This is a genomic window from Bradyrhizobium sp. NBAIM18 (assembly GCF_020193825.1).
GTDB lineage: Bacteria > Pseudomonadota > Alphaproteobacteria > Rhizobiales > Xanthobacteraceae > Bradyrhizobium > Bradyrhizobium yuanmingense.
On record NZ_JADYVO010000019.1, the window covers coordinates 1 to 24582 of the forward strand.

At 64.6% G+C, this 24582-nt stretch carries 25 protein-coding genes and 1 pseudogene; 17 read left to right on the plus strand and 9 right to left on the minus strand.

All coding sequences use genetic code 11. The features are described from left to right. Window positions 1–188: 188 nt before the first annotated feature. Window positions 189–794 (minus strand): PadR family transcriptional regulator, encoded by a 606-nt coding sequence (locus I6F17_RS29465; RefSeq protein ID WP_225126830.1) that lies wholly within the window; start codon window positions 792–794, stop codon window positions 189–191. A gap of 195 nt (window positions 795–989) precedes the next feature. On the opposite strand from I6F17_RS29465, the gene I6F17_RS29470 reads away from it, so the two are divergent. The 4 genes from I6F17_RS29470 to I6F17_RS29485 are packed head-to-tail and all read left to right on the plus strand — an operon-like array spanning window position 990 to window position 6702. Then, complete coding sequence (locus I6F17_RS29470) at window positions 990–1376, plus strand: nuclear transport factor 2 family protein (RefSeq protein WP_225126832.1); 387 nt, start codon at window positions 990–992, stop codon at window positions 1374–1376. 39 nt (window positions 1377–1415) lie between these two features. Next, window positions 1416–3206, plus strand: a complete 1791-nt coding sequence (locus tag I6F17_RS29475) for an acyl-CoA dehydrogenase C-terminal domain-containing protein (protein WP_225126835.1) — start codon at window positions 1416–1418, stop codon at window positions 3204–3206. A gap of 55 nt (window positions 3207–3261) precedes the next feature. Then, complete coding sequence (locus I6F17_RS29480) at window positions 3262–4470, plus strand: acetyl-CoA C-acetyltransferase (protein ID WP_225126838.1); 1209 nt, start codon at window positions 3262–3264, stop codon at window positions 4468–4470. 18 nt (window positions 4471–4488) lie between these two features. Continuing rightward, window positions 4489–6702: an FAD-dependent oxidoreductase gene (locus I6F17_RS29485; protein ID WP_225126839.1), complete on the plus strand. Its 2214-nt coding sequence runs from the start codon at window positions 4489–4491 to the stop codon at window positions 6700–6702. A 50-nt stretch (window positions 6703–6752) separates the two neighbouring features. Here I6F17_RS29485 and I6F17_RS29490 read toward each other — a convergent pair whose 3' ends face one another. The 3 genes and pseudogenes from I6F17_RS29490 to I6F17_RS37970 form a co-directional block, all read right to left on the minus strand. Beyond that, window positions 6753–7097: a hypothetical protein gene (locus I6F17_RS29490; protein ID WP_225126842.1), complete on the minus strand. Its 345-nt coding sequence runs from the start codon at window positions 7095–7097 to the stop codon at window positions 6753–6755. A gap of 373 nt (window positions 7098–7470) precedes the next feature. Beyond that, a complete protein-coding gene (locus I6F17_RS29495) occupies window positions 7471–7779 on the minus strand; it encodes a hypothetical protein (RefSeq protein ID WP_225113003.1) in 309 nt (102 codons plus the stop codon). Between the two features lie 254 nt (window positions 7780–8033). Then, window positions 8034–8251: pseudogene (locus tag I6F17_RS37970) on the minus strand (glutathione transferase GstA); the annotation flags it as partial. Window positions 8252–8387: 136 nt separating this feature from the next. On the opposite strand from I6F17_RS37970, the gene I6F17_RS29500 reads away from it, so the two are divergent. The 3 genes from I6F17_RS29500 to I6F17_RS29510 all read left to right on the plus strand — a co-directional run bounded on the left by I6F17_RS29500 (window position 8388) and on the right by I6F17_RS29510 (window position 11033). After that, the gene (locus I6F17_RS29500) at window positions 8388–8882 is read left to right on the plus strand and encodes a MarR family winged helix-turn-helix transcriptional regulator (RefSeq protein ID WP_035996519.1); all 495 of its coding nucleotides are present in this window, start codon (window positions 8388–8390) and stop codon (window positions 8880–8882) included. A 99-nt stretch (window positions 8883–8981) separates the two neighbouring features. Further along, window positions 8982–10352, plus strand: a complete 1371-nt coding sequence (locus tag I6F17_RS29505; RefSeq protein WP_036040189.1) for a glutamate--cysteine ligase — start codon at window positions 8982–8984, stop codon at window positions 10350–10352. A gap of 114 nt (window positions 10353–10466) precedes the next feature. Then, entirely contained in the window at window positions 10467–11033 is a 567-nt protein-coding gene (locus tag I6F17_RS29510) for a PAN domain-containing protein (RefSeq protein WP_035996547.1), read from the plus strand. Window positions 11034–11122: 89 nt separating this feature from the next. Here the strand turns inward: I6F17_RS29510 and I6F17_RS29515 are convergent, their stop codons facing one another. The 4 genes from I6F17_RS29515 to I6F17_RS29530 all read right to left on the minus strand — a co-directional run bounded on the left by I6F17_RS29515 (window position 11123) and on the right by I6F17_RS29530 (window position 14550). Then, window positions 11123–11689: a nucleotidyltransferase family protein gene (locus I6F17_RS29515; protein WP_225126844.1), complete on the minus strand. Its 567-nt coding sequence runs from the start codon at window positions 11687–11689 to the stop codon at window positions 11123–11125. A gap of 11 nt (window positions 11690–11700) precedes the next feature. After that, window positions 11701–12480 (minus strand): signal peptidase I, encoded by a 780-nt coding sequence (lepB, locus tag I6F17_RS29520; protein WP_036020560.1) that lies wholly within the window; start codon window positions 12478–12480, stop codon window positions 11701–11703. Further along, window positions 12477–13904: a metalloprotease TldD gene (gene tldD, locus I6F17_RS29525; RefSeq protein ID WP_036040203.1), complete on the minus strand. Its 1428-nt coding sequence runs from the start codon at window positions 13902–13904 to the stop codon at window positions 12477–12479. The genes lepB and tldD overlap by 4 nt, the downstream gene beginning before the upstream one ends. A gap of 112 nt (window positions 13905–14016) precedes the next feature. Then, window positions 14017–14550, minus strand: coding sequence for an invasion associated locus B family protein (locus I6F17_RS29530; protein WP_036040195.1), 534 nt, complete (start codon window positions 14548–14550; stop codon window positions 14017–14019). A 458-nt stretch (window positions 14551–15008) separates the two neighbouring features. Between I6F17_RS29530 and coxB the strand changes: the two genes are divergently transcribed. The 9 genes from coxB (at window position 15009) to I6F17_RS29575 (ending at window position 22108) form a co-directional block, all read left to right on the plus strand. Continuing rightward, window positions 15009–15863, plus strand: coding sequence for a cytochrome c oxidase subunit II (gene coxB, locus I6F17_RS29535; RefSeq protein WP_035996579.1), 855 nt, complete (start codon window positions 15009–15011; stop codon window positions 15861–15863). An 83-nt stretch (window positions 15864–15946) separates the two neighbouring features. After that, window positions 15947–17563: a cytochrome c oxidase subunit I gene (gene ctaD / locus I6F17_RS29540; RefSeq protein WP_036020563.1), complete on the plus strand. Its 1617-nt coding sequence runs from the start codon at window positions 15947–15949 to the stop codon at window positions 17561–17563. A 61-nt stretch (window positions 17564–17624) separates the two neighbouring features. Continuing rightward, window positions 17625–18569: a heme o synthase gene (locus I6F17_RS29545; RefSeq protein ID WP_035996584.1), complete on the plus strand. Its 945-nt coding sequence runs from the start codon at window positions 17625–17627 to the stop codon at window positions 18567–18569. Further along, window positions 18566–18742, plus strand: a complete 177-nt coding sequence (locus I6F17_RS29550; protein WP_035996586.1) for a hypothetical protein — start codon at window positions 18566–18568, stop codon at window positions 18740–18742. Before I6F17_RS29545 ends, I6F17_RS29550 begins: the two co-directional genes overlap by 4 nt. Window positions 18743–18747: 5 nt before the next feature. Then, window positions 18748–19401, plus strand: coding sequence for a cytochrome c oxidase assembly protein (locus tag I6F17_RS29555; protein WP_225126846.1), 654 nt, complete (start codon window positions 18748–18750; stop codon window positions 19399–19401). A 78-nt stretch (window positions 19402–19479) separates the two neighbouring features. Continuing rightward, window positions 19480–20376, plus strand: a complete 897-nt coding sequence (locus tag I6F17_RS29560; protein ID WP_035996590.1) for a cytochrome c oxidase subunit 3 — start codon at window positions 19480–19482, stop codon at window positions 20374–20376. Between the two features lie 97 nt (window positions 20377–20473). Further along, a complete protein-coding gene (locus I6F17_RS29565) occupies window positions 20474–20875 on the plus strand; it encodes a DUF983 domain-containing protein (protein ID WP_035996593.1) in 402 nt (133 codons plus the stop codon). Further along, entirely contained in the window at window positions 20872–21627 is a 756-nt protein-coding gene (locus I6F17_RS29570; protein WP_225126848.1) for an SURF1 family cytochrome oxidase biogenesis protein, read from the plus strand. The genes I6F17_RS29565 and I6F17_RS29570 overlap by 4 nt, the downstream gene beginning before the upstream one ends. A 115-nt stretch (window positions 21628–21742) precedes the next feature. Then, window positions 21743–22108 carry a nuclear transport factor 2 family protein gene (locus I6F17_RS29575; RefSeq protein ID WP_035996598.1) on the plus strand — a complete coding sequence of 122 codons (366 nt, stop codon included), beginning with the start codon at window positions 21743–21745 and terminating at the stop codon, window positions 22106–22108. A 1-nt stretch (window position 22109) separates the two neighbouring features. On the opposite strand, the gene I6F17_RS29580 is transcribed toward I6F17_RS29575, so the two are convergent. Next, window positions 22110–23447, minus strand: coding sequence for a histidine kinase (locus I6F17_RS29580; RefSeq protein ID WP_225126850.1), 1338 nt, complete (start codon window positions 23445–23447; stop codon window positions 22110–22112). An 86-nt stretch (window positions 23448–23533) separates the two neighbouring features. Between I6F17_RS29580 and I6F17_RS29585 the strand changes: the two genes are divergently transcribed. Continuing rightward, window positions 23534–24178, plus strand: coding sequence for a response regulator transcription factor (locus tag I6F17_RS29585; protein WP_028178165.1), 645 nt, complete (start codon window positions 23534–23536; stop codon window positions 24176–24178). The last annotated feature ends 404 nt before the right edge of the window (window positions 24179–24582 follow it).

Sequence of the window (24582 nt, forward strand, 5' to 3'; positions counted from 1 at the left end):
GACTTGGGGCGGTGTTGTGTCGCTCATCCGGTCCCGAAACAAACCGGTGTCATGCCCCGCGAAGGCGGGGCATCCAGTACGCCGCGGCTCCTCGGTTCTAGCCGCGCCGTCTCTGGAATACTGGATCGCCCGCCTTCGCGGGCGATGACAGCGAGGAGGCGGAAAGCGCTCGCGTAACGTCGGCGCCCTCAGCCCTTCTCGCGCTTGCCATTCTCCAGCGGCACCACGGACTCCAGCGGCACCACGGTCGCCTTGCCGCTCATGGCCGACAGCGCTTCCAGCGCCTCCTCGCAGAAATCGGCCACCATCTGCTCGTGGCGGGCGCCGAGCTGAAGCAGCAGCAGATTGCCGAGATCGAGCCGTCCCTCCGCCGTGCCGTCGGGAAAGCGCTTCTTCAGGATGCGCTCGTAATTGGCGTGGCGGTCGCGGTGGTGCTCCAGGCGGGCCATCAGGTCGGTGCGCATGGGCTCGATGTCGATGCTGTCGAGCGCATGCAGCCGCACCAGGAGGTCGTCCTTGATCGAGGGCGGCGTGCTTGGCCGCGCGGCCCAGTGCCGCAGCGCTGTTCGGCCCTCGGGAGTCAGCGTATAGATCAGTTTGTTCGGCTTGCCCGACTGCACGACCTCGCGGCCCTGGATGTAGCCGCGGTCCCGCAGCTTGGAGAGCTCGCGGTAGATCTGCTGATGGTCGGCCTTCCAGAAGAAGCCGATCGAGGAATCGAACGTCTTGGCGAGTTCGTAGCCCGTCATCGGGCGTTCCGTCAGGCATGCGAGGATTGCGTCGCCCAGTGCCATGACCCGCCCCTTCTTTAGGTTTGACCAAGTTGCTTGACTTTATGCGCATCGGCGCATATGCGTCAATGTGCATATGAGGCAGCGTGCAGGCGGGCCACAGGCCCGACTGAATAATCAAGTGAAATCAATCTCCTCGCTACTGTGCATGGGGTTGTTTTCGCACTTTTTGCCCTTAGCCTAGGGAGGCACCTGAGAATGACCGGCCTCGATTCCTGGTATGCCTACATGAAGTCCCACGACCGCGCTGCGCTCTGGGACTTGCTGCATCCCGACGCCGTGTTCGAAAGCCCCGTCGTGCATACGCCGCAACGCGGCCGCGACATCACCTTCAAATACCTCGCCAGCGCCGAGAAGGTGCTCGGCGGCCCCGGCTTCACCTATGTCGGCGAGTGGCGCAGCGACAATGGCGCGGTGCTCGAATTCAAGAATGTCATCGACGGCATCGAGATCAACGGCGTCGACATCATCAGCTTCGATAGCGAGGGGCGCATCACCCACTTCAAGGTGATGGTGCGTCCGCTCAAGGCGATCAACATGCTGCACCGCCTGATGGCGGAGCAGCTTGCCGCCGCCCAATCATAAGCCCAACATCCTCCTCAAGCCCCATGCCGGGAGACCACTATGCCGATCTATAAAGCCCCCGTCGAAGACGTGAACTTCCTGCTCAACGACGTCTTCCAGATCGATCGCTACGACAATCTCGCTGGCTTCTCCGATGCGTCCAGCGACGTGCGCGAGGCCATCCTCGGCGAAGCCGCCAAGCTCGCCGAAGAGGTGCTGCAGCCGCTCAACCGCGTCGGCGATCTCGAAGGCTGCAAGCGCGCGGATGATGGCAGCGTCGCCACGCCGAAGGGTTTCAAGGAGGCCTTCAAGCAGGTCGCCGAGGGCGGCTGGCTCGGCCTGTCGGCGCCGACCGAATATGGCGGGCAGGGCCTGCCGGTGACGCTCTCGCAAGCCGTCAACGAATTCCAGATCTCTGCCAACATGGCGTTCTCGATGTATGGCGGCCTCACCATGGGCGCGACCGCGGCGCTGCTGGTGCACGGCTCGCCCGAGCAGAAGAAGACCTACGTGCCGAAGATGGTGGCCGGCGAATGGACCGGCACCATGAATCTCACCGAGCCGCATTGCGGCACCGATCTCGGCATGCTCCGCACCAAGGCGGTGCGGCAGGCGGACGGCAGCTTCAAGATCACGGGCACCAAGATCTTCATCTCGGCCGGCGAGCATGATCTCGCCGACAACATCATCCACCTCGTGCTCGCCCGCATCGAGGGCGCGCCGGCCGGCATCAAGGGCGTGTCGCTGTTCGTGGTGCCGAAGTTCCTCGTCAACGCCGACGGTTCGGTGGGCGCGCGCAATGGCGTCGTCTGCGGCTCGATCGAGCACAAGATGGGCATCCACGGCAATTCGACCTGCGTGATGAACTACGACAACGCCACCGGCTGGCTGATCGGCGAAGAGAACAAGGGCATGCAGGGCATGTTCGTGATGATGAACGAGGCCCGGCTCGGCGTCGCCGTGCAGGGCCTCGCGCAGTCCGAGGTCGCCTATCAGAACGCGGTCGCCTATGCCCGCGAGCGCATCCAGGGCCGCGCGCTCACCGGCGCCAAGGCGCCGGACAAGCAGGCCGACCCGATCATCGTGCATCCGGACGTGCGCCGCACGCTGCTCTCGATCCGCGCCTTCAACGAGGCCGCGCGCGCCTTTGTGATGTGGACCGCGCTGAAGAGCGACGTCGCCCACCGCTCCGAAGACCCCAAGGACCGCCAGGCCGCCGACGACCACATGGGCCTGATGACCCCGGTGCTGAAGGGTTTCCTCACCGACTACGGCTTCGCCAACGCGGTGCAGGCGCAGCAGATGTATGGCGGCCACGGCTACATCGCCGAGCAGGGCATGGAGCAGTTCGTGCGCGATGCGCGCATCGCCATGATCTATGAAGGCGCCAACGGCATCCAGGCGCTCGACCTCGTCGGCCGCAAGCTGCCGCGCGACGGCGGCCGCGCCATCATGGCCTTCTTCGGCGAGGTCATGGCGTTCGCCAAGGAGAACGGCGGCGACGAGGCGCTGAAGCCCTTCATCACGCCGCTCTCGACCTCGCTCGGCCATCTGCAGCAGGCGACGACTTGGCTGATGCAGAACGCGATGGCGAAGCCCGACAATGCCGGTGCCGCCGCAACCGATTACCTGCATCTCTTCGGCTTCGTCGCGCTCGGCTACATGTGGGCGCGGATGGCCAAGGTGACGAATGCCAAGATTGCCGAGAGCGGGGCGACGCCCTATCTCTCGACCAAGCTCGTCACCGGCCGCTTCTTCATGGAGCGGATGCTGCCGGAGACCGCCGCCAATCTCGCGCGCATCCAGGCCGGCTGCGCCACCATCATGGAACTGCCGGCGGAAGCTTTCTGAGCCTGCTTCCGCTGCCTGCTCCCAATCGTACCGAACATCACATCAGGAGGGCGTCATGCCTGAGGCATTCATCTACGACCACGTTCGTACCCCGCGCGGCCGCGGCAAGGCGGACGGCGCGCTGCACGAAGTCACCGCCCTCGCGCTCGCGACCGTGCCGCTGAAGGCGCTGAAGGACCGCAACAACCTTCCCGAGGATGCGGTCGATGACGTCGTGCTCGGCGTGGTCGATCCGGTCGGCGAAGCCGGCTCCGACATCGCGCGCTTCGCGGCGCTGAAGGCCGGCCTCGGCGAGGCCGTGCCCGGCGTGCAGATCAGCCGCTTCTGCGCCTCCGGCCTCGATGCCGTGAACTTCGCCGCAGCGCAGATCATGAGCGGCCAGCATGAGCTCGTGATCGGCGGCGGCGCCGAATCCATGAGCCGCGTCGGCATCGGCGCCTCCGGCGGCGCCTGGCCGATGGACCCCTCGATGGCGGTGCCGGCCTACTTCATGCCGCAGGGCGTCTCGGCCGACCTGATCGCCACCAAATACGGCTTCTCGCGCGACGACGTCGACGCCTACGCCGTGCAGAGCCAGCAGCGCGCGGGCAAGGCCTGGGACGAGGGTCGCTTCGACAAGTCCGTGGTGCCGGTGAAGGACATCAACGGCCTCACCATCCTCGCCAAGGACGAGCATATGCGCCCCTCGACCACGATGCAGTCGCTGGCGCAGCTGCAGCCGTCGTTCACGATGATGGCGCAGATGGGCGGTTTTGACGGCGTCGCGATCCAGTCGCACCCGGAGATCGAGCGCGTCAATTACGTGCACCACGCCGGCAATTCGTCGGGCATCGTCGATGGCGCCGGCGCCGTGCTGCTCGGCAGCAAGGAAGCGGGCAGCAAGTACGGCCTGAAGCCGCGCGCCAAGATCCGTGCCTTCGCCAACATCGGCTCGGAGCCTGCGATGATGCTGACCGGACCGGTCGACGTCACCGAGAAGCTGTTTGCGCGCTCGGGCATGAAGAAGTCGGATATCGACCTGTTCGAGCTCAACGAGGCCTTCGCCTCCGTCGTGCTGCGCTACATCCAGGCCTTCGACATCGACAATGCCAAGATCAACGTCAACGGCGGCGCGATCGCGCTCGGCCACCCGCTCGGTGCGACCGGCGCAATGATCCTCGGCACCGTGCTCGACGAGCTCGAGCGCACCAACAAGTCCACCGCCCTGGTCACGCTGTGCATTGGCGGCGGCATGGGCACCGCGACCATCATCGAGCGCGTCTAAGGGTAGGGAGCAACCAACATGTCGTACAAGAACTTCAAGGTTGAGACCGATTCCGACGGTATTGCGCTCGTCACCTGGGACATCCCGGGCCGCTCCATGAACGTGCTCGACGAGACCTCGACCAACGAGCTCGAGGCGATCGTCAAGGCGACCACGGCGGATCCCGCGGTGAAGGGCGTCGTCATCACCTCGGCCAAGGAAGCGTTCTGCGCCGGCGCCGATCTGTCCATGCTCGAAGGCATGAACCAGGCCTATGCGAAGGTCTTCAAGGAGCAGGGCGAGATCGCGGCGAACCAGATGCTGTTCGACCAGAGCCGGCGCTTCTCGCAGGTGCTGCGCGGAATCGAAACCTCAGGCAAGCCGTGGGCGGCCGCGATCAACGGGCTCGCACTCGGCGGCGGCTTCGAGATCACGCTGTGCTGCCATTATCGCGTCGCGGCGGAGAATCCCAAGACGCGCCTCGGCCTGCCCGAGGTCAAGGTCGGCCTGTTCCCGGGCGCAGGCGGCACGCAGCGCGTGCCGCGCCTGGTGCCGCCGCAGGACGCGATGACGATCCTGCTCAAGGGCGACCCCGTCACCGTCGAGAAGGCCAAGGCGCTGAATTTGATTCACGCCATCGTGCCCGCCGCCGATCTCATCAAGGCCGCCAAGGACTGGATCAAGGGCGGCGGCAAGGCCGTCGCGCCGTGGGACGAGAAGGGCTTCAAGCTGCCTGGCGGCCCGGTCTTCTCCAAGGCCGGCATGATGATGTTCCCGGCCGGCAACGCGATCTATCGCCGCGAAACCTACGACAATTACCCGGCCGCACGGGCGATCATGAGCTGCGTCTATGAGGGCCTGCAGCTGCCGATCGACGCGGCGCTGCGCGTGGAGTCGCGCTACTTCACCTCGGTGCTGCGCTCCAAGGAAGCGGCTGCGATGATCCGCAGCCTGTTCCTGTCGATGCAGGAGCTCAACAAGGGCGCGCGTCGTCCGAAGGATGTGCCCGCCACCAAGGTGAAGAAGATCGCCGTGATCGGCGCCGGCTTCATGGGCGCGAGCGTCGGCTACGTCTCTGCCCGGGCCGGCCTCGACGTCGTCCTGATCGACCGCGACCAGGAGAGCGCCGACAAGGGCAAGGCGCATGCCCAGAAAGTGATCGAGGAGCAGATCAAGAAGGGCCGCGCCAAGCCCGCGGACGCCGAAGCGTTGCTCGCGCGCATCACGCCGACTGCGGACTACGCCGCGCTGAAGGACGTCGACCTCGTCATCGAGGCCGTGTTCGAGGACCGCAAGGTCAAGGCGGAGACTTTTGCCAAGGCGCAGCAATATCTGAAGCCTGATGTGATCTTCGCCTCCAACACTTCGACGCTGCCGATCACCTCGCTGGCCGAGAGTTTTAAGGATCAGGGCAAGTTCATCGGCATTCACTTCTTCTCGCCGGTCGAGAAGATGATGCTGGTCGAGATCATCCTCGGCAAGAACACCGGCGACGTCGCGCTCGCGACCGCGCTCGACTACGTCCGCCAGATCGGCAAGACGCCGATTGTGGTCAACGACTCCAGAGGCTTCTTCGCCAATCGCTGCGTCGGCCGCTACGTCGCCGAAGGCAACGAGATGTTCCTGGAGGGCGTGCCGCCCGCCATGATTGAGAACTGCGCCAAGATGGCCGGCATGCCGGTCGGCCCGCTCTCGCTCTCGGACGAGGTCGCGCTCGATCTCGGTCTCAAGATCATGAAGGCGACCGAAGCCGATCTCGGCCCCAACGCGATCAATCCCGAGCAGAAGAAGCTGATGGTGGAGATGGTCGAGAAGCAGGGCCGGCTCGGCCGCAAGAACAGCAAGGGCTTCTACGATTACCCCGAGAAGGGCAAGGGCCAGAAGAGCCTGTGGCCGGGCCTCTCGGCCTTGCAGCCGAAGCAGCTCGATCCCGATACGCTCGATATCGAGGAGCTGAAGCAGCGCTTCCTGGTGGTGCAGGCGGTGGAAGCTGCGCGCACGGTCGAGGACCACGTCATCACCGATCCGCGCGAGGCCGATGTGGGCTCGATACTCGGCTTCGGCTTCGCGCCGTTCACCGGCGGCACGCTGTCTTACATCGACTTCATGGGCACGAAGAAGTTCGTCGAGCTCTGCCACAAGCTGGAGGCGAAGTACGGCTCGCGCTTCACCCCGCCGAAGCTCTTGGAAGAGATGGCCGCGAAGGGCGAGACCTTCTACGGCCGCTTCGCGCCGAAGAAGGCGGCGGCCTGACGGAAGAGGTTCCGCAGAAACAAAAGGCCGGATCATCGATCCGGCCTTTTTCATTTTCCGTCGCCGAACGGCGAGAAGGCGCGCCCTCCGACGACATCGTCGTCGAGACGGGCCTTCCAGCTGCCTTCGTCGCCGCGGCCGATGCGCACCTCGAAACGCCAGCCATTCTGGTTGGTGAAGGCGACGTCCGCGCCGCTCTTCGTCCTGGCGTAGCGGCAGGGATATTCGGTCGGCCGGTTCGGCAAGACGATCTTTCCTTCCCTGCTCTCGAACACGGCCGAGGTGATCTGCGGATGGATCATGAAGATGCAATTGCGTTCCGGCGCGACCGGCGTCGAGAGCCCGAGCATCGCCAGCGGCGCGCCCGCGGCGGTCATGAGGACGATCATGTTCATGGAGGCAATTGTCTCCTGGAGATGCTCCTTCGACGTCGCCGCGGATCAGATGGTTCACAAAAGGAAGGGCTGGATCATCGCTTGGGCGCTCTGCCTTGAGCCTTGTCACATCGATTGATGCGCTTTCGTCTCACCCCAGCACCCAATCCTCTATCGCGGCCACGCTCGCTTCGCCCTGGCACCGCTCTTGCTGATGATCCACCGGATGGCCCATCGACATTGAAGGTGTCCCGCAATGATCCCCACGGTGTCTCAAGACAGCGCAGCCGGCGTTGCGGTAAGATACGCCCCCTTGTTGCTGCTGGATCGGCCGTGGCGCCGCCGCAGGCTCCTCCGGTGGCGCAGAAAAATTCCTTCGTGGTTTGGCCTGGTCTTACTCGTCCTCGTCTTTGATGTTGCGCTGGCCGTGCTTGCCTGGTTCGCCGTCGATCTCGTCCTGCACTGAAAGCTCACCTCTGTGCACGTAGAACGTCGCCGCCAAATAGGCGACCTGGCCGGCAATCAGGCAGCCGACGACGATTGGAACGCCCGTCCAGAATCCAAAGCCCGAGGTCTGAAGCACCGTCGCGGCAAGGATCGCAGTCGCCGGCGAGACCAGCAATAGAGTCCAGACTCGGAAGAATAGACCCGTCGCCAAGCCGGTGATTGCGCTCGCGAGCAGGAGGAGGATTACAGTCGTCACAATAGCTTTCCGGTCCGACGGTTAGCGTCCTGTCCCGCGCTGAAGTTGAGGCACAGGAGGATTGCTCTCACAAGGATGGCGACGTCCTTGGAGCGCAAAAGGCGGAGTTATTGTTAACCCGGACAATGCTCGTAAAATCCGCGTCAGCGCATCGCGAATCATCGGATTAGCGAATGACGCAAGCAAAGAGCCGAATCATCGGTCCGGCTCTTCGTCGACCCCGCCCGTCACGCTTCGCGAACGGCGGACCAGACCTGATCGGCGATCATCTGGACAATCACTTGGCCTTCCGTCACGATCTGATTGCCGTCGAGGCCCAGCGCAGGGACTTGGCCCGAAGGAGGCCCCAACTTCAGATAATCCTCACCATTTCGGGCTTCTTGGCGCCGCTACCGACCTCGACCAGGCCACAGAGCGGGCTGGCCTCCAGGAGCACGATGTGGGGACGGCGGGCACACACCGGGCAAACCATCCGGTTTCGAGGAATTTCCTTCCCCTGACGCTTGGCCCGGCCGAAAGAACGACTACATGCACCTGCTTGAAATAGTCAAGATTGATGCAGGTGCATCGAATGGAGTAAGAGACGGGCGACGAGCTTGAGCGGGACCATGAAACGCAAACCATCGACCGAGGCAACCGCCGCCTGGATCCGCCTGATGCGGGTGCAGAGCCGCGTGCTCGATTGCGTCGAGCAGGACTTGAAGAAGGCCGGCTTCCCACCGCTGGCCTGGTATGACGCGCTGCTCGAACTGTCGCGGGCGCCCTCGGGCGAGCTGCGGCCGGTCGAGCTCGAGCGGCAGATGCTGATCCCGCAATATTCGACCTCGCGCCTGATCGACCGCCTGGTCGACGAGGGCCTCGCCTCGCGTCGCGAATGCAAGATCGACAAGCGCGGCCAGTTCGTCGAGATCACCGAAGCCGGCCGCGAGCTGCAGAAGCGAATGTGGGGCGCCTATTCGGCCGCGATCGAGAAATATGTCGGCTCGAAACTGTCGGACGCCGACGCCGTCAAGCTCAGCAATCTGCTCGATCGCCTGGGCTGCTCGTGCGGCGAGATGAAACTGCCGCCCGCAGCCGCCAACGAAACCATGCCGTCGCGATGATCGCGCGGCAAACCCGCTCGCCCGTGCAACCGGTGGGTTCGCGGGCCATCCCTGTCACCCGCGCGCGTTCGGTCGAAGCGCTTTTGATTAGAGTTTGATATGGCGCGAGACCAGATCGACATGACGCCGCTGCAATCACGCGACGAGCTCGTCGCGTGGTTCGAGGCCGGCTGCAAGGACCCGTCCGAGTTCCGCATGGGCACCGAGCACGAGAAAACGCCGTTCACGCTCGAAGGCCATCGTCCGGTGCCTTACGAGGGCGCGCGCGGCATCGGCGCGCTGCTCGAAGGCATGAAGCTCCTGCTCGGCTGGGAGCCGATCATGGAGCAGGGCAACATCATCGGCCTCTACGACGTCACCGGCGGCGGCGCGATCTCGCTCGAGCCCGGCGGACAGTTCGAGCTGTCCGGCGCGCCGGTCGAGAACGTGCACCAGACCCAGAGCGAGCTGATGGCGCACTTGGCGCAGGTGCGCGAGATCGCAACCCCGCTCGGCATCGGCTTCCTCGGCCTCGGCATGACGCCGTCCTGGTCGCGCGCCGATATCCCGGTGATGCCCAAGGGCCGCTACAAGATCATGACCAATTACATGCCGAAGGTCGGCCAATACGGCCTCGACATGATGTACCGGACCTGCACGGTGCAGACCAATCTCGACTTCTCGTCGGAAGCCGACATGGTCAAGAAGCTGCGCGTCTCGCTCGCGCTTCAACCGGTCGCGACCGCGCTGTTCGCCAATTCGCCGTTCACCGAGGGCAAGCCGAACGGCTTCCTCTCGTTCCGGTCCGAAATCTGGCGCGACACCGACAATGCCCGTTCGGGCATGATGCCGTGGGCGTTCGAGGACGGCATGGGGTTCGAGCGCTACGTCGATTATGCGCTGGACGTGCCCATGTATTTCGTCAAGCGCGGCGAGGAATACATTGACGTCTCGGGCTCCTCGTTCCGCGCCTTCTTCGACGGCCGCAACAACAACCTTCCCGGCGAGCGTCCGACCTTGTCGGACTGGGCCAACCACCTCTCGACGATCTTCCCGGAAGTGCGGCTCAAGCGCTATCTCGAGATGCGCGGCTCGGACGGCGGCCCGTGGGGCCGCTTGCCGGCGCTGCCGGCGTTCTGGGTCGGGCTGCTCTACGACGATGCCTCGCTCGATGCCGCCTGGGAGATCGTCAAGCACTGGAGCGCGCATGAACGCCAGGCCCTGCGCGACGACGTGCCGCGCATGGGCTTCAAGGCGCGGATCAAGGACCGCTATCTGTTCGAGATCGCCAAGGAATGCCTCGTTCTTGCCCATGCCGGCCTGCGCCGGCGCGGCCGGATCGACCAGCTCGGCCGCGACGAAACCCGGCATCTCGAGCCGCTCGATCGCATCATCGATTCCGGCCGGACGCCGGCCGAGGAGATGCTGGATAAATTCAACGGACCCTGGAAGGGTTCGGTGGAACCGGCCTACGCGGAATACGCGTTCTAGACATCTGAAGCCGGGCAGCCAGGATTCAGCCGTTCATCGCCCATACAGGTTTGCGGCGATCAAATGACCGGCTGAAAAAACCTGAGCGTCGTCAATAACTCGAAAGCTGTTCCGATGTGGAAGGGCCGCCTGTCCGGGGCCATCATGGCCAGCGCCGCGGCATGTGTCACGCTGCTTTCGCTTGCGTTTGCGAGCGCGCCGGCGCTTGCCCAGACGGCGTTCGACCGGCCCGGCGGCGACTATTTCAGTACGCCCGTCACCTCCGGCGATCCCGAGGATTGCGCGCTGCTGTGCGAGCGCGATCGCCGTTGCCGCTCCTGGAGCTTCAACTATCCCGATGTCGAAGGCGGCTCGGCCGTGTGCTGGCTGAAGAACACCGTGCCGGCCCGCGTGCCGGGTAGCTGCTGTATCTCCGGGGTGCGCGGCGCCGGCGTGATCGAGCCGCGCGTCGAAGGCGTCGAGACGTCGATCGACCGTCCCGGCGGCGACTTGCGCAATTTCGAGCTCAAGGACGGCGAAAGCGTCGAGGCCTGCAAGGCCGCCTGCACCGCCGACAACAAATGCCGCGCCTTCACCTATGCCCGCCCCGGTTACACCGGCCGTGAGGCCCGCTGCTTCCTGAAGAAGGAAATCAAGCCGCCGCGAAGGAAGGCGGGGTTCACGTCGGGCGTGGTGCGGTAGTATCCAGACTCGTGCCCCGGACGCGGTGCTCCTTCAGCTCTGCGCCGCATCGTTTCACGATGCAGCTTGTCCGGGACACGTGAGGCACCTCACTCTGCCGCGATCACCGTGATCTCCGGCCACAGCGCCTTCCAGCGCTTAGCCTTCGCTTCGTAGTTCGCCGCGGAAAAATTCGGTCCCGGATTTGGCCGCGCGATCAGGGCCGCAATGTCGTCAAACCCGCGCGGTGCGTAGACCTCGTGGCCATCGCTTGCGCGCCTGACGCCGACCTGCGTGTTCTGCGTGAGGAAGCGGTCGATGCCTTCCCTCGAGCTTCTCAGCGGCGGATAGGGCAGGCCGTGCTTGGCCGGGTACCACATGTGCACGCGGGCCTGGTTGCGGACCTCGATCTTGGCGCCGAGATACGCAAGGCGTGCATGGAGGGTGCGGATCACCGCGTCCTCGGCCTCCCACGATGTGTCGGCGTCGAAATAGAACGCGTCGTAATCGGCGATGCCGTGGTCGATCGGGCGCCCCGTGAGCACGTTCCATACCGTCTGCAGCAGGCATCCCGACACCAGCCACGCATCCGGCAGCGCGAGCCGGTGCAGTTCGTCGAGGATCGCGGCGTTGACCGGATTGCGTAAGGCGAGCGCGAGGAATTCGTCCTTGCTCACCCTGCGGCCAATCAGTGCACGGCGGTGAAGAACCGCGACAGCCTGAATCCGGACAGCCAGGTCCATACCGGCTGGCTGCGCATGCCGAGGTCCCAGGAGCCGACCACGGCGTCCGCACGGCCGATCAGATTGTCGATCGGCAGCAGGCCGACGCCGCCGGAGCGCAGCGGCACGCGGCTATCGGCGGAATTGTCGCGGTTGTCGCCGAGCACGAACAGATGCCCGGCCGGGACCGTCACCTCGGGCGTGTTGTCGAGCGGACCGCTGTCGCGCATTTTGAAGATCAGATGCGAGACGCCGTTCGGCAGCGTCTCGACATAGCGATAGGCGGGCTCGCTGCCGCCACGGTCGTTCTCGGCGGCACCGACGCCGTCGGGCTTCAGCTCGGCCGGACGGTCGTTGATGAAGAGCTGGCCCTGCCGCATCTGGATGCGGTCGCCGGGCAGACCCACGACACGCTTGACCCAGGCCTGCGAGCGATCGCCGGGCCAGCGGAACACGACGACGTCGCCGAGCTTTGGCGTCTCCGCGAACACGCGGCCGCTCTCCGGCAGGCTGATCTGAATCGGCAGCGACGAGGTGCCGTAGCCATAGGGAAATTTCGAGGCGAGCAGCGCATCACCGATCAGGAGCGTCGGCTCCATCGAGCCCGACGGCACGTAGAACGGCTCGGCGAGCGCGCCCTTGGCGATGAAGACCGCGGCGACGATGCCGGCGAGCTGAGCGATCTGTCCGCCCCAGCCGCTGCTTTTGCGCTTGGGGCTGACCGTGACCTTGTCTTCAACGCTCATGCGCCGGTTCCACCCACGGTGATGCGTTCCATCAGCAGCGACGGCTGGCCGACGCCGACAGGCACGCCCTGGCCGTTCTTGCCGCAGGTGCCGATACCGGTGTCGAGCGCGAGGTCGTTGCCGATCATGCGGATGCGATGCAGGTCGGTCGGCCCGTTGCCGATCAGCATGGCGCCTTTCAGGGGCGCCCCGATCTTGCCGTTCTCGATCTTGTAGGCCTCGGTGCACTGGAACACGTATTTGCCCGAGGTGATGTCGACCTGTCCGCCGCCGAAATTCGCGGCGAACACGCCGTTCTTCACCGAGGCGATGATCTCGGCCGGATCGCGATCGCCGGCGAGCATGTAGGTGTTGGTCATGCGCGGCATCGGCACATGGGCATAACCCTGGCGACGGCCGTTGCCGGTTGGCTTCATGTTCATCAACCGCGCGTTCTGGCGGTCCTGCATGTAGCCGACCAGGATGCCGTCCTCGATCAGCACGGTGCGATTGGTCGGCGTGCCCTCGTCGTCGATCGACAGCGAGCCGCGGCGCGAGGCAATGGTGCCGTCGTCGACCACGGTGACGCCCTTGGCCGCGACCTGCTGGCCCATCAGGCCCGCAAAAGCAGACGTCTTCTTGCGGTTGAAGTCGCCCTCGAGGCCATGGCCCACCGCTTCATGCAGCATCACGCCGGGCCAGCCGGCGCCGAGCACGACGTCCATCTCGCCGGCGGGCGCCGGAATCGATTCCAGATTGACCAGCGCCTCGCGCAGCGCGCCGTCGGCAGCGTCGCGCCAGTTCCTGCTCTCGATGAACTCGGCATAGCCGGCGCGGCCGCCATAGCCCTTGCTGCCGCTCTCCTGGCGGTCGCCCTGGCCGGCGACGACGGAGATGTTGACGCGCACCAGCGGACGGATGTCGCGATAGCTCTCTCCGTCGGGCCGCAGGATCTCGACGACCTGCCAGGTCGCGCCGAGACTCACGCTGACCTGCCGCACCCGCGGATCCTTGTCGCGCAGGTAAGCGTCGATCTCGGCGAGCAGCTTGACCTTGGTCTCGAAGCCCGGCGCATCCAGCGGATTGTCGTCGCCATAGAGGCGGACATTGGTGTGCGGCGGCGGCGCCGAGAAGCTGCCAGAGTAGCCGCCGCGCACGGCGGCAACCGCATCGGCGGCGCGAATCAGCGCCGGCAGCGACACGTCGGAGGAATGCGCATAGCCGACCGCATCATCCTTGACGGCGCGCAAACCAAAACCCTGCGAGGTGTCGTAGGTCGCCTGCTTGAGCCGGCCATTGTCGAACATGAGAGCTTCGGTCTGGCTGTATTCCAGGAACAGCTCGCCGTCGTCAGCGCCGGAAAGCCCGCGCGCGACCTCGCTGCGAACCTGGTCGCGGTCGAGATTGGCACGGTCGAGCAGGGAGGTCGTGGCAGGATTGGTCATGCGTCCGTCCATTAGCCGGGGATGTGGGGCAAGATAATGGTTTCGGACCAGTTCCGCGAGAGCGCGAAGCCTCACATTACGGAAACAAAAGGATTGCCCAGGTTAGCCGCTGCTACGGCAGCTTGTCATAGCCCTCGCCGAGCCCGTTCAGGCTGAGCGGGAAGCCGATGCCTTCTTCCGGAGTCTCGAAGATGATGAAGGTCGCGGTCTTGGCGCTGCGGAGCTGACCGAGCAGTTTGTCCTCCAGGACCACCTCGGCGACGCAGCCGTTGGGCAGGCAGCGGACGAAGCCGGCGCGGCCGACGTCCTGGTTGTCGAGCTTGAGCCCGAGGCCGGAGGGCAAGAGGACCCCGAGCGGAGCGACCACGCGCATCAGCCGGCTCTTCTGGTCGGCGGTCTTGAGCACGATCACGGTCAGGCCGGCATTGGAGCGGTCTTCAGCCACCACGCTCTGGATCAGGGCGCATTGCTCGGTCTGGGCGCCGGGCGGGGTGTCGCAGCGGATCTGCCAATCGCCATGGACGGAGCGCACCGCGCCCTGCGCATGGGCAAGCCCCGGCAGCGCCAGCAGGACCATCGCAGCCACGAGGGCGGCGAGCGCCGGGAGGCCGTTCGCCGGCCTTGCCATCGATCTCGAAAGCCCCATCGGGTCGGTCCCTCTGCTCGCCTGGGTTGCTCGCGCTTGGCGGACTGATCTGGCGGACTGATACGGAATGACGGCGTCTTGAAGGCGATTCCCAAGCAAATTCCGCGCCGCCCACACCGCCATTGCCCGCACGAATCAGGCTGCCGCGTGGCAGTCTTCCAGTGCCTACCGCGGGCAATTCCGCTGTCAAGCCGCAGCGTCCCGGGAAACGGTATTTTTGTCTGATCTTGCTGGGAAATATCTTGCCGGTGATGGCTGGCAGGCGGGGCTCAAGACTGCATTGCGATAGATCAAGAATTATGGTTTGAGAGGCTTGATTTCGCGTTCTAGCGATCTGGCCCCAATTCCTCTTAGAGGTATTCTTGCGTGGCGGTTTGGCGGACTGGCGGATCGAATAAGCGTTTCCCGCAAGCAGGGGAATGCACGTGGGGTGATCTCGGAAGGGGAGCGCGAACGACATGAGGATGTCGATGGGTCGGGTGGGCCGGCAATTGCTGGGATTGGCCACCATCGCCTTGGTGGCGACTGGAGTCACGCTGGCGACGGGTGGTGCGGCCTTGGCCGAGCTCGGGCAGCCGGCGCCGTGGGAGTGGACGCTCCAGCAGTCCGGTTCCCCGGTGATGGATAACATCGTCTGGTTCCATAACTTCCTCTTCGTGCTGATCACCCTGATCACGCTTTTCGTCCTGGCGCTGCTCGTGATCGTGGTCGTCAAGTTCAACGCGAAGGCCAATCCGGTGCCGTCGCGGACCACCCACAACACGCTGATCGAGGTGGCTTGGACGCTCGTCCCGGTGCTGATCCTGGTCGGCATTTCGGTGCCGTCGTTCCGGCTGCTGTTCCTGGAGCTCGACATTCCGAAAGCGGACCTGACCGTGAAGGCGACCGGCAAGCAGTGGTACTGGTCCTATGCCTATCCGGATAACGGCAAGTTCGAATTCGATTCGCTGATGGCGCAGGACAAGCAGCCCCGTCTGCTCGGCGTCGACAACGAGATGGTGGTGCCGGTCAACAAGGTGATTCGCGTCCAGACCACGGGTGCGGACGTCATCCATGCGTTCGCGCTGCCGGCTTTCGGCGTCAAGATCGACGCCATTCCCGGCCGTCTGAACGAGACCTGGTTCAAGGCTACCAAGACCGGCATGTACTACGGTCAGTGCTCGGAACTGTGCGGCAAGGATCACGCCTTCATGCCGATTGCGATCCGCGTGGTGAGCGACCAGGAGTTCGCCTCCTGGGTCGAGACGGCGAAGAAGAAGTTTGCGAGCGGCGGCACCAGCACCTACGCCTCCGCGGCCGGCCCGACGCAGTAAGCGCCGGGGGCGGCCTGAGGGACTGAAAGCGATAAGGGTGGGACCTCCAAAGGTCCGAATGGGACGCAAGGCAGGATTTGAAAATGGCAACGAGCGCAGCGGCACACGGCGATCACGCGCATCATGACGAGCATGCCCATCCGACCGGATGGCGGCGCTACGTCTATTCGACCAATCACAAGGACATCGGCACGATGTACCTGATCTTCGCGGTCGTCGCCGGCATCATCGGTGCGGCGATGTCGATCGCGATCCGGGCCGAGTTGATGTATCCGGGCGTGCAGGTCTTCCACGAGGCCCATACCTACAACGTGTTCGTGACCTCGCACGGCCTAATCATGATCTTCTTCATGGTCATGCCCGCGATGATCGGCGGCTTCGGCAACTGGTTCGTGCCGCTGATGATCGGCGCGCCAGACATGGCGTTCCCACGCATGAACAACATCTCGTTCTGGCTGCTGCCGGCATCGTTCGCGCTGCTCTTGATGTCGACCTTCGTCGAGGGCGAGCCGGGCTCCAACGGCGTCGGGGCGGGTTGGACCATCTACGCGCCGCTGTCGACCTCGGGCCATCCCGGCCCGGCGGTTGACTTCGCGATCCTGTCGCTGCACCTCGCCGGTGCCTCCTCGATCCTGGGTGCGATCAACTTCATCACCACCATCTTCAACATGCGCGCGCCGGGCATGACCCTGCACAAGATGCCGCTGTTCGTGTGGTCGATCCTGGTGACGGTGTTCCTGCTGCTGTTGTCACTGCCGGTGCTCGCCGGTGCGATCACCATGCTGCTCACCGACCGCAATTTCGGCACGACGTTCTTTTCGCCCGACGGCGGCGGCGACCCCGTGCTGTTCCAGCATCTGTTCTGGTTCTTCGGTCACCCCGAGGTCTACATCCTGATCCTGCCCGGCTTCGGCATGATCAGCCAGATCGTCTCGACCTTCTCGCGCAAGCCCGTGTTCGGCTATCTGGGCATGGCCTACGCCATGGTCGCGATCGGCGGCATCGGCTTCGTGGTGTGGGCGCACCACATGTACACGGTCGGCATGTCCTCGGCGACGCAGGCCTATTTCGTCGCCGCCACGATGGTCATCGCGGTTCCGACCGGCGTGAAGATCTTCTCCTGGATCGCCACGATGTGGGGCGGCTCGATCGAATTCCGCGCGCCGATGATCTGGGCGGTGGGCTTCATCTTCCTGTTCACGGTCGGTGGCGTGACCGGCGTCGTGCTGGCGAACGCGGGTGTCGATCGCGTGCTCCAGGAGACGTACTACGTCGTCGCCCACTTCCACTACGTGCTGTCGCTCGGCGCGGTATTCGCGATCTTCGCCGGCTGGTACTACTGGTTCCCGAAAATGTCGGGCTACATGTACAATGAGGGCCTTGCCAAGCTGCACTTCTGGGTCACCTTCGTCGGCGTCAACCTGGTGTTCTTCCCGCAGCACTTCCTCGGCCTGTCCGGCATGCCGCGCCGCTACATCGACTATCCCGATGCGTTCGCGGGCTGGAACCTGGTCTCGTCGGTCGGCTCCTACATCTCCGGCTTCGGCGTGCTGATCTTCCTCTACTGCGTGCTGGACGCCTTCATGAAGAGGGTGCCGGCAGGCGACAATCCCTGGGGTGCCGGCGCGACCACGCTGGAGTGGACGCTGTCCTCGCCGCCGCCCTTCCACCAGTTCGAAGTGCTGCCCCGCGTGCAGTAACCAATCCCCCGCGGCGCCCGTGACGGGCGCCGCGGCGCTGTAACGAAGCGAGTAGATCTAAGTGTCCGTCCTCGACCACAACGCCATCGACATCAATCCCCACATCTCCGAAGCGGAGGTTGGCGATTATCTCGCATTGCTCAAGCCGCGGGTGATGTCGTTGGTGATCTTCACTGCGCTGGTCGGGATGGCGATGGCCCCGGGGCATTTCCACCCGGTGCTGGCGATAACCTCGCTGCTCTGCATCGCCGTCGGCGCCGGTGCCTCCGGGGCGCTCAACATGGCGCTCGAAGGCGACATCGACGCCAAGATGTCGCGCACGGCGAACCGGCCGATCCCGCGCGGCCGCATCACCCGCCCCGAGGCGATGGCGTTCGGCATGACGCTCGCCTTCTTCTCGGTGATGACGCTCGGCATCCTCGTCAACTGGATCGCGGGTGCGCTGCTCGCCTTCACCATCTTCTTCTACGTCGTGATCTACACGATGTGGCTGAAGCGCTGGACCGCGCAGAACATCGTGATCGGCGGCGCCGCCGGTGCGCTGCCGCCGGTGGTGGCCTGGGCCTCGGTGACGGGCACGGTCGATGTCGAGCCGCTGCTGCTGTTCGCCATCATCTTCTTCTGGACCCCGCCGCATTTCTGGGCGCTGGCGCTGTTCCGCTCCGACGACTACGCGCGCGCCGGCATTCCGATGCTGCCGAACGTCGCCGGTCCCGACGCCACGCGTCTGCAGATCCTGCTCTACACCATCGTGCTGATCGCGGTCGCCGCCGCGCCCTGGGCGCTCGGCTATTTCGATGCCGTCTACGGCGTGGTCTCGCTGATTCTCGGTGCCGGCATGCTGGTGCTCGCCATCAACGTCTATCTGCGCCGCGAGCGCAGCCAGTCGCTGCGCGCGACCCGCAAGCTGTTTGCCTTCTCGATCCTGTACCTGTTCGCGCTGTTTGCGACCCTGCTGGCCGAGGTCGTGTACCGGGCGCTTGCTCCGATGGTTGGGGGCGCATGATCACCGCGATGGCCGACAAACCCGAGCCGGAAGGAATCGTCCTCACCGAGGCGCAGCGGAAGAGCCGTCGTCAGCGCTCGATCGCCATCGCATTGGCGCTCGGCGTGCTCGTGGTGCTGTTCTTCGCCGTCACCATGGTCAAGGGGCCGGCCGTGCTCGTGCGGCCGATGTAGGAAATATGGATCACGAGCCCACCATATCGCAGGACGTCAGCGCCAAGCCGGGCCATCGCAACCCGGGCAAGGGCCGCGGGCTGGGGCGCGATGTGGTGGTCGCGTCCATCTGCGGCGGCGTGGTCGCGCTGATGGTCGGCGCCTCCTACGCGGCGGTGCCGTTCTACAATTGGTTCTGCCGCGCCACCGGATTCAACGGCACGACGCAAGTGGCGACCTCTGCGCCGGCCACGGGCCCGATCGCGCGGAAGATCTCGGTGCGCTTCGATTCCAACGTCGCGCCCGGCCTGCCCTGGAAGTTCGAGCCAGAGCAGAGCGAGATCGAGGTCAATATCGGCCAGGTCGTGACCGTCTTCTACACCGTGACCAACCAGGCGGCGCGCGCCACCGCGGGCCAGGCCGCCTATAACGTCGCGCCCCTGACGGTCGGCGCCTATTTCCAGAAGATCAACTGCTTCTGCTTCACCGAGCAGACCATGGCACCCGGTGAGAAGCGCGAGATGCCAGTCGTGTTCTACGTCGACCCGTCGATCGCCGCCGACCACGAGAACGACGGGCTGAGCACGATCACGCTGTCCTACACGTTCTATCCGGTGCGCGATCCCGTGGCGAAACCGCTGGCATCGGGCGAAGCCGACAAGCGCAAGGGAAATCTTTGACCGCAGGGCTCACGCGCAGGCGGTTGGACGCAAGGGGATAAGTGCCGGACAGGCACGGGATTGAGGAGAGAGACGGAAATGGCCACGGCGCACACCAAGCATCACGACTATCACCTGGTCGATCCCTCTCCCTGGCCGGCGGTCGGCTCGCTCTCGGCCTTCATCATGGCGGTCGGCGCGGTCGCCTGGATGCACCACATGTTCTCGGCGGCGCCGATCGTATTCGGCGTCGGCACCGTGGGCGTGCTCTACACCATGGCGAGCTGGTGGGCCGACGTGATCAAGGAGGCCCAGTACAAGGGCGATCACACCCGGGTCGTGCAGCTGCATCACCGCTACGGCATGATCCTGTTCATCGCCTCCGAGGTGATGTTCTTCGTCGCCTGGTTCTGGGCCTATTTCAACGCGGCGCTGTTTCCGGCTGATGCCGTCCACGCCACCCGCGATGCGGTGTTCGGTTGCGGCCTCGGCACGCAGCCCGGCGCCTGCGCGGTCCCGGGCACCTGGCCGCCGAAGGGCATCGAGACCTTCGATCCCTGGCATCTGCCGCTGCTGAACACGCTGATCCTGCTCACGTCAGGCACCACCGTGACCTGGGCGCACCATGCGCTGCTCGAGAACGACCGCCAGGGCCTGAAGTATGGCCTGATCCTTACCGTCGTGCTCGGCGCGCTCTTCACCTGCGTGCAGGCCTATGAGTATGCCCACGCGGCGTTCTCCTTCGGCGGCAACGTCTACGGCGCGACGTTCTTCATGGCGACCGGATTCCACGGCTTCCATGTGCTGGTCGGCACCATCTTCCTGCTGGTGTGCCTGTTCCGCGCCTATGCCGGCCACTTCACGCCGAAGCAGCATCTCGGCTTCGAGTTTGCGGCCTGGTACTGGCACTTCGTCGACGTGGTCTGGCTGTTCCTGTTCCTCTGCATTTACGTCTGGGGACGCGGCGCCGAGACCATGGCCAGCGCCGCGCACTGAGCCCGATCGAACCGATAAGGAAGGGCGGCCGCAGGGCCGCCCTTTCGCTTTCCGGCCGCCCGAAGTTTCGTCGGAAACTGTGATAGAGTCCGCCATCATGAACGACAGTGCCGGCACACCCCCGTCCGAAACCACCGTCCTGCAAAGCGCGCTGCGTGGGCTTGCCTGCAAATGCCCGCGCTGCGGCCAAGGCAAGCTTTATGCGGGCTTTCTGACGCTCGCGCCCGCATGCGACCGTTGCGGGCTCGACTATGCCTTCATCGATACCGGCGACGGCCCGGCGATCTTCATCATCATGCTGGCCGGCGGCATCGTCGTCGCGTGCGCCCTCATCGTCGAAGTCAAATACCAGCCGCCATATTGGCTGCATGCGGTGCTCTGGCTGCCGCTCATCCTCGCCACCACGCTGTTGCCGCTGCGCTCGATGAAGTCGTTGCTGATCGCGCTGCAATTCCACCACAAGGCGGCGCCGGGCCGGTTGGTCGATCGCGCGAAATGAATGAGCCTGCGTCGCGCAAGGCCCCCGTGGCCGGCTTCGCGCTGTTCACGCTGTTCCTCACGGCTGTGTTCGTGGCGCTCGGTGTCTGGCAGCTGCAGCGCCGCACCGCCAAGCACGAGTTGATTGCGGCGCTCACCGAGCGGCTTGCGGCCGCGCCGATTGCGCTGCCGCCGTCCGCGCAATGGGTCGCGCTCAATCCCGCCCGCGACGAATTCCGCCGCGTCAGCTTCACCGCGACCTACGCAGCCCTCCCCGATGCAATGGTCTATTCCTCCGGCTCGGCGGTGCGCAAGGACGCCTCCGGCCCCGGCACCTGGGCGTTCCTGCCGGCGCGGCTTCCCGGCGGCGAGATGGTCGTGATCGAAGCGGGTTTCGTCGAGAACACGATGCAGGACCGCGGCGTCGAGGATCGCGCGGTGAACAAGCTCGTCACGGGCCAACCGGTTGAGCTCACCGGCTATCTGCGCTTTCCCGAGGCGCCAAGCTGGCTGACTCCGGCGGAGAATCGCGGCAAGCGGCTCTGGTTCGTGCGCGATCATCTGGCAATCGCAAGCGTGCTGGGCTGGGGCACGGTTGCGCCGTTCTATGTCGATCTCGAACGGCCCGCGCCGGCGAACGGCATCCCGCGTCCGGGACCGCTCCAGGTGAATCTCAAGGACGACCATCTGCAATATGCAATCACCTGGTTCACGCTTGCAGGCGCCGTGCTTATCGCCTTCGGCGTGTGGGCAAGAGGCCGGCGGCAGAGCTGAGCTCATTGGCAGGTCCATCGAGGGAACCCGGTATCGCCCGGGGTTTATTATTCAGCGCATATTCACGAGGGTGGTTCTAAGCCGCCAATATTGTCCGCGGCAGATTGGGTGCGGCGTGAGTGATTTCGACCAGATGGGAATTATCGTCGACTGGGTGGATGCCTGCCGTAAGGGCGACCTCACAGCCCTGCTCGACCTCTATGCCGACGACGCGCAGCTCGAATGCACCTGCGACGGCGCGCGGCGCTTTCGTGGCCGGAGCGAGATCGAGGCCTATTGGCAGCCGCGGCTCAGCGCCTTCTCCTCGGCGGGGTTCGGGCTGGAAGAGATCAATCCCGCGCCCCACGGCGTCCACCTCGAATATTCCGTCGCCGGCGCGCTGCGCATTCAGGCCTCGTTCCGCTTCAGCCCGGATGGCAAGATCCGCAGCACGCTGTGCGAACCGGCGCGACAGAATGCGCATGATGGTTGCGCCTGCTGAATTACCCTGGAGGCGGAACGTCCCGCATCGTCTCCGCCGGAAGGCGGCAGCGCACGTAGGTTCGGTCATCCACGCGCAACAGCGATAGCGATCCGCTGAGCGCGCGCACGCGCTCATGCATGCCGGTCAGGCCCCGGCCGAAGACGTTGTCCGCAGGGAAACCGCCGCCATCGTCGGAGATCTCGACGACGAGCGTCTTGTCGGCAACCGTCGCCTGCACATGTGCGTTGCCCGCGTTGGCATGTCGCAGCACGTTGGTCAGTGCCTCCTGGATCACTCGATAGACGGTCTGCGCCAGCGGTCCGCCGATTGCGCTGAGATCGCGATCGATCGCGTCCGTCAGCACGATATGAGGTGCCTGCTTGCGAAAATTCCGGAGCAGCGTTTGCACGCTGCTCGAAAGGCCGAGCTCTTCGATATAGAGCGGCCGCAGCCGGTCCAGGATGCGGCGGTTGGTCTGCTGCAGGGCCTCGACCGATTGCAGCAGGTCCTGTGCCGAATTGCCGAGATGTCCCGTTGGCTCGGAGGCATCGGTCAGCGCGATCGTGCCGGCGCGGATGCTGAAGAGGAGGGGCCCGAGCTCGTCGTGCAGTTCGCGGGCGAGATCGCGCCGCTCGTCATCCTGCAGCGACACCAGGCGGTGCATCAGATAGCGATTGTCCTGGCTGAGTTGCGCCAGTGTCGCTGCCAGCGCATTGGCTTCCTCGCAGCTCTGCCGGATCTCCGGCGGTCCTCCGACCGGGATCGGCCTTGCGTAGTCGCCGCGCCGAATCCGCGTAAGACCGTCGCCGAGATGTTGCAGGGGGCGCAGGGCCGAACCGGCGAAGACATAGGCAACGGTGCCGGTGAGCACCATCAGGACAGCGACCAGGCTGGTTAGCGCAAGGAAGCCGATCCACTTCTCGAACAAGTCGGCCGATATGTCCGGGAAGAACACGATATCGCCGACATGTCTGCCGTCCATGACGATCGGAAACGCCGCTTCCATCTCTGGTATGGTGATGAGGTTGACGAACCATTGCGGAACCTTCTTCAGGTTGCGCAAGTCTTTCGGAGAAGGCGGGGGACCTCCGTCCATGCGGCGGAATTGAATATCCGTGGAGGCGTCCAAGGACTGAACAAATGCATCGAGGGTCTTTTGCGGATTGTCCGATGCGCGCAGAGTGCTGTTGAGCGCGGCGGCGATGGTCTGGATCGAGCGTCGAGCCGGCTCGTGTTCATCAGCTACCTGACCTGCTGCAAATATCTGCAGTAATATGCCGCCCAGGATCAGGGCTGCGAGAAGGCTCGCGCCGAGCGGGAGAAACAATTGCGTTCGGAACGAAAGTCGTCGCCACATTAGGTCAATTCTAACGCGTATCGGCCGGATTTGCTCTTTCCATTTATTCCCGGCGGGCTATGAGTCGAAAAACAAGAGGGTGCGCGATGCAAGATACCGCCAAGCTGGCGACGAGGGTCCTGATCGTCGACGACCATCCCGTGGTGCTGTCGGGCTGCCGCACCCTGTTCGCATCCGACCATTCAATCCGCATTGACGAGGCGAGCGACGCCAAATCCGGGCATCGCGCCTATGTCAGCAAGCGGCCCGACGTCACCGTGATCGACATCAGCCTGCCCGACGTCTCCGGGTTCGAGCTGATGCGGCGCATCCGCAAGGACGACCCCGACGCCAAGATCATCATGTTCAGCATGAACGACGATCCGGCGTTCGTCGTGCGGGCCGTCGAGCTCGGGGCGCAGGGCTATGTCTCCAAAGGCGACGATCCCAGGATCCTGCTCAAAGCGGTGCGCAAGGTGGTCGCGGGTGACAACTTCATCTCGCCGCAGCTTGCGGAAGCCGTGACGTTCTCCGGCGCGGCGATCAAGGCCAACCCCGCGTCACAAATGACGCCGCGGGAGCTCGAAATTCTTCGCTTGCTCGGACGCGGCGACAAGATCGTCGAGGTCGCCGAGGCGCTCGGCATCTCCTACAAGACGGTCGCCAACACCACGTCCCTGCTCAAGCAGAAGCTTGGCGCCAAGAACCATTCCGACCTGATCCGGATCGCAGTGGAAATCGGAATGAACTGACTTTCGCCAGCGACCGAACCGGCTGCTCCGGGATGCAGCGGTTCGGCCGACGGATCGACGCCGCCGTTGGCCGGGCAATGCATTGGACAACGGGCTGACACCCATCCGCCCGACACAATGGGCCGAGGCTGTATTCGTTCCCCGCGACTGACTCGGGAAAAGGCGGAGTTCAGGGTGAGGATCACGGCGGGGCTTGGCTGCAACTGCCAAAACGAACCAGAGCCAGATCGGGAAAAATAGGAACATTTTCGACACGCGCGGGGTTTTGGACTTGACGATTTCGTGACAGGCGACGAAAGCTTGCCGGAACAGTTTTGAGGGTTCGGCGACCCCGACGAGGCAACTAGTCTGCACACAACGACAGGCCTTCCAAGAGAAGGGCTGCGGCAATGCCGCAGCCCTTT

What these genes read in the sequence shown, in the direction of transcription:
- ctaD (WP_036020563.1), top strand. Translation starts at nt 15,947, where the DNA reads ATGGCAACGAGCGCAGCGGCACACGGCGATCACGCGCATCATGACGAG.
- tldD (WP_036040203.1), bottom strand. Translation starts at nt 13,904, where the DNA reads ATGACCAATCCTGCCACGACCTCCCTGCTCGACCGTGCCAATCTCGAC.
- I6F17_RS29475 (WP_225126835.1), top strand. Translation starts at nt 1,416, where the DNA reads ATGCCGATCTATAAAGCCCCCGTCGAAGACGTGAACTTCCTGCTCAAC.
- I6F17_RS29530 (WP_036040195.1), bottom strand. Translation starts at nt 14,550, where the DNA reads ATGGGGCTTTCGAGATCGATGGCAAGGCCGGCGAACGGCCTCCCGGCG.
- I6F17_RS29580 (WP_225126850.1), bottom strand. Translation starts at nt 23,447, where the DNA reads ATGTGGCGACGACTTTCGTTCCGAACGCAATTGTTTCTCCCGCTCGGC.
- I6F17_RS29485 (WP_225126839.1), top strand. Translation starts at nt 4,489, where the DNA reads ATGTCGTACAAGAACTTCAAGGTTGAGACCGATTCCGACGGTATTGCG.
- I6F17_RS29585 (WP_028178165.1), top strand. Translation starts at nt 23,534, where the DNA reads ATGCAAGATACCGCCAAGCTGGCGACGAGGGTCCTGATCGTCGACGAC.
- I6F17_RS29480 (WP_225126838.1), top strand. Translation starts at nt 3,262, where the DNA reads ATGCCTGAGGCATTCATCTACGACCACGTTCGTACCCCGCGCGGCCGC.
- I6F17_RS29570 (WP_225126848.1), top strand. Translation starts at nt 20,872, where the DNA reads ATGAATGAGCCTGCGTCGCGCAAGGCCCCCGTGGCCGGCTTCGCGCTG.
- I6F17_RS29490 (WP_225126842.1), bottom strand. Translation starts at nt 7,097, where the DNA reads ATGAACATGATCGTCCTCATGACCGCCGCGGGCGCGCCGCTGGCGATG.
- I6F17_RS29550 (WP_035996586.1), top strand. Translation starts at nt 18,566, where the DNA reads ATGATCACCGCGATGGCCGACAAACCCGAGCCGGAAGGAATCGTCCTC.
- I6F17_RS29465 (WP_225126830.1), bottom strand. Translation starts at nt 794, where the DNA reads ATGGCACTGGGCGACGCAATCCTCGCATGCCTGACGGAACGCCCGATG.
- I6F17_RS29470 (WP_225126832.1), top strand. Translation starts at nt 990, where the DNA reads ATGACCGGCCTCGATTCCTGGTATGCCTACATGAAGTCCCACGACCGC.
- I6F17_RS29565 (WP_035996593.1), top strand. Translation starts at nt 20,474, where the DNA reads ATGAACGACAGTGCCGGCACACCCCCGTCCGAAACCACCGTCCTGCAA.
- I6F17_RS29560 (WP_035996590.1), top strand. Translation starts at nt 19,480, where the DNA reads ATGGCCACGGCGCACACCAAGCATCACGACTATCACCTGGTCGATCCC.
- I6F17_RS29500 (WP_035996519.1), top strand. Translation starts at nt 8,388, where the DNA reads ATGAAACGCAAACCATCGACCGAGGCAACCGCCGCCTGGATCCGCCTG.
- lepB (WP_036020560.1), bottom strand. Translation starts at nt 12,480, where the DNA reads ATGAGCGTTGAAGACAAGGTCACGGTCAGCCCCAAGCGCAAAAGCAGC.
- I6F17_RS29510 (WP_035996547.1), top strand. Translation starts at nt 10,467, where the DNA reads ATGTGGAAGGGCCGCCTGTCCGGGGCCATCATGGCCAGCGCCGCGGCA.
- coxB (WP_035996579.1), top strand. Translation starts at nt 15,009, where the DNA reads ATGAGGATGTCGATGGGTCGGGTGGGCCGGCAATTGCTGGGATTGGCC.
- I6F17_RS29505 (WP_036040189.1), top strand. Translation starts at nt 8,982, where the DNA reads ATGGCGCGAGACCAGATCGACATGACGCCGCTGCAATCACGCGACGAG.
- I6F17_RS29555 (WP_225126846.1), top strand. Translation starts at nt 18,748, where the DNA reads ATGGATCACGAGCCCACCATATCGCAGGACGTCAGCGCCAAGCCGGGC.